At 25.3% G+C, this 2,004-nt stretch carries 4 protein-coding genes; 2 read left to right on the top strand and 2 right to left on the bottom strand.

Going from position 1 to position 2,004, the window contains the following annotated elements; all coding sequences use genetic code 11:
• Positions 1 to 221, top strand: a 221-nt coding sequence (locus A500_RS11260) for a ferritin family protein (RefSeq protein ID WP_016207712.1), incomplete at its 5' end; no start/stop codon positions are given.
• Positions 222 to 448: 227 nt separating this feature from the next.
• Here A500_RS11260 and A500_RS11255 read toward each other — a convergent pair.
• Both A500_RS11255 and A500_RS11250 read right to left on the bottom strand, forming a co-directional pair.
• Positions 449 to 754 carry a DMT family transporter gene (locus A500_RS11255; protein ID WP_016207711.1) on the bottom strand — a complete coding sequence of 102 codons (306 nt, stop codon included), beginning with the start codon at positions 752 to 754 and terminating at the stop codon, positions 449 to 451.
• A gap of 61 nt (positions 755 to 815) precedes the next feature.
• On the bottom strand, positions 816 to 1,190 hold the full coding sequence (locus A500_RS11250; RefSeq protein ID WP_016207710.1) for a DMT family transporter: 375 nt from the start codon (positions 1,188 to 1,190) through the stop codon (positions 816 to 818).
• A gap of 112 nt (positions 1,191 to 1,302) precedes the next feature.
• On the opposite strand from A500_RS11250, the gene yeiL reads away from it, so the two are divergent.
• Entirely contained in the window at positions 1,303 to 1,986 is a 684-nt protein-coding gene (gene yeiL / locus A500_RS11245; RefSeq protein ID WP_016207709.1) for a transcriptional regulator YeiL, read from the top strand.
• Positions 1,987 to 2,004: the final 18 nt, after the last annotated feature.

The raw sequence follows: 2,004 nt of genomic DNA, 5'->3' as shown, positions 1-2,004 counted from the left end.
AGCTTATAGGAGAAGTAGTAGTAGCAGATACAAAAGCAAACTTACAAGCTAGAGTAGATGCAGAACATGGAGCATGTCAAGGAAAGAAAGACTTAGCAACATTAGCAAAACAATTAAACTTAGATGCAATTCATGATACAGTTCATGAAATGTGTAAAGATGAAGCTAGACACGGACAAGCATTTAAGGGATTATTAGATAGATATTTTGGTCAAAACTAATATATACGAGAAATTATAAAAAGAAGTTGTCTTAAATTAAAGTTTAAGACAACTTCTTTTTATATTAATTTACGTTAACATATCAATAGACTTTGATTCTTCAATTTTTTGGTCAACTACTATATTGTAGGTTAAGCCTATTAAAATGAACAGTCCACCAATTAATTTTCCTACTGATAAAGTATTACTATTAAAGTAATCTATGATAATTCCAATAGAAAGTTGGCCTATAAAACTAGTAAAGTTAAGGAAAAAGATGATACTTTAGGCGTTGTATAATTTGATAAAACAACAACCAATATACCAATGCTTCCTCCTAAATAAGAATATATAGGCAAATTTAATTCATGAATTGGAGGAATATTTATATAATCTTTAGTTATAAGTAGGAATATGGTAGAAGTTATTAAACCTGTAAGGTAATTAAAAAATGTTCCTTGAAAAGTTCCAATTTCTTCAGCTAGTTTAGAATTAATGATTCTTGATATAACAACAGATACTCCAGATAAAATTGCTAATAAAATATATAACATAATATAAATACCTCCTAGAAAAATGTCATAATATAGATTCCAAGCATAATAAAAGATACGCCTAATAGTTTTTCTTTTCAAATTTAACTTTTTTCATCTTCATCAATCCATAATGATCTATAATTAGAGATGATAATGTCTGTCCTAATAAAGCTATTGATATAGTTAAAGAAGCACCTAGGACATTAAAACTTATATTGTTGAAAATCACAGTAAGTACTCCAATTATTCCGCCACTATATAAAACTAGTGGAATACTTTTCTTTATATCAATTTTATATTTTTTATATATTATAAATATAGATATAACAATAAAGCCGCTTAAGTGGACAATTAAAGTAGAGGAGTAATTGCCTATTCGCCCAGATAAAATTCCATTTAAACTAACCATTAGAGTTATTAAAATTCCAGTAAATAATGATAGAAAGTTATACATATAAAATCTCCTTAAATCTTTTTTATAAATTTAACATAAAATGATTAATTTTTATTAGGACATATGTCATACTTATCATATATAAATTAAACTGTTATATTAAGGAGAAAAAATGAGAAGGATAAAAGATAAAGAATTGATAAATAAGTATATAAAACTTCATAATATAGAAGACTTGTTTAATGATAATATAAGAAGTAATTTGGAGCTTTTATTTTTTAGCAAAAGAGAACTAATTTTTAGAGATGGAGGTCAGGTAGAATATCTTATGTTTTTTGTAGAAGGAAAAGCAAAGGTATATTCAAGTTTGAAAAATGGGAAGTTATTATTACTAGACTTTTATAAAGAATTAGATACATTAGGAGATCTAGAATTAATAACTAATGACCTTGCAAGCTGTAATGTGGAAGCAATAGAGCCATGTGTATGTTTAGGAATACCCTTAAAAACATTAAAGAATATATATCATGAAGATACGAAGCTTTTGAATTTTTTGTGTAGTTCATTAGGGAAAAAGCTGAAAAGATCTTCAAGAAATTCAGCTATAAATTTAATGTATCCATTAGAAAGCAGATTAGCAAGTTATATTATTTCTATTGGAAATTCTAATAGTAAAGTTATTAGATTTGACGAAACTTTAACTATAATTTCAGAACTATTAGGAACAAGTTATAGACATTTATTAAGAACATTAAATAATTTATGCGATAAAAATATTTTAATGAAAGAAAATGATTGCTATACAATATTAGATTATGAAAAACTTGAAGCATTAGCAGCTGATATATATAAGTAATATAATTAGTATTAAATA

The organism is Clostridium sartagoforme AAU1 (assembly GCF_000401215.1).
Classification (GTDB): domain Bacteria; phylum Bacillota; class Clostridia; order Clostridiales; family Clostridiaceae; genus Clostridium; species Clostridium sartagoforme.
This window is presented reverse-complemented; position numbering and strand designations above follow the sequence as displayed.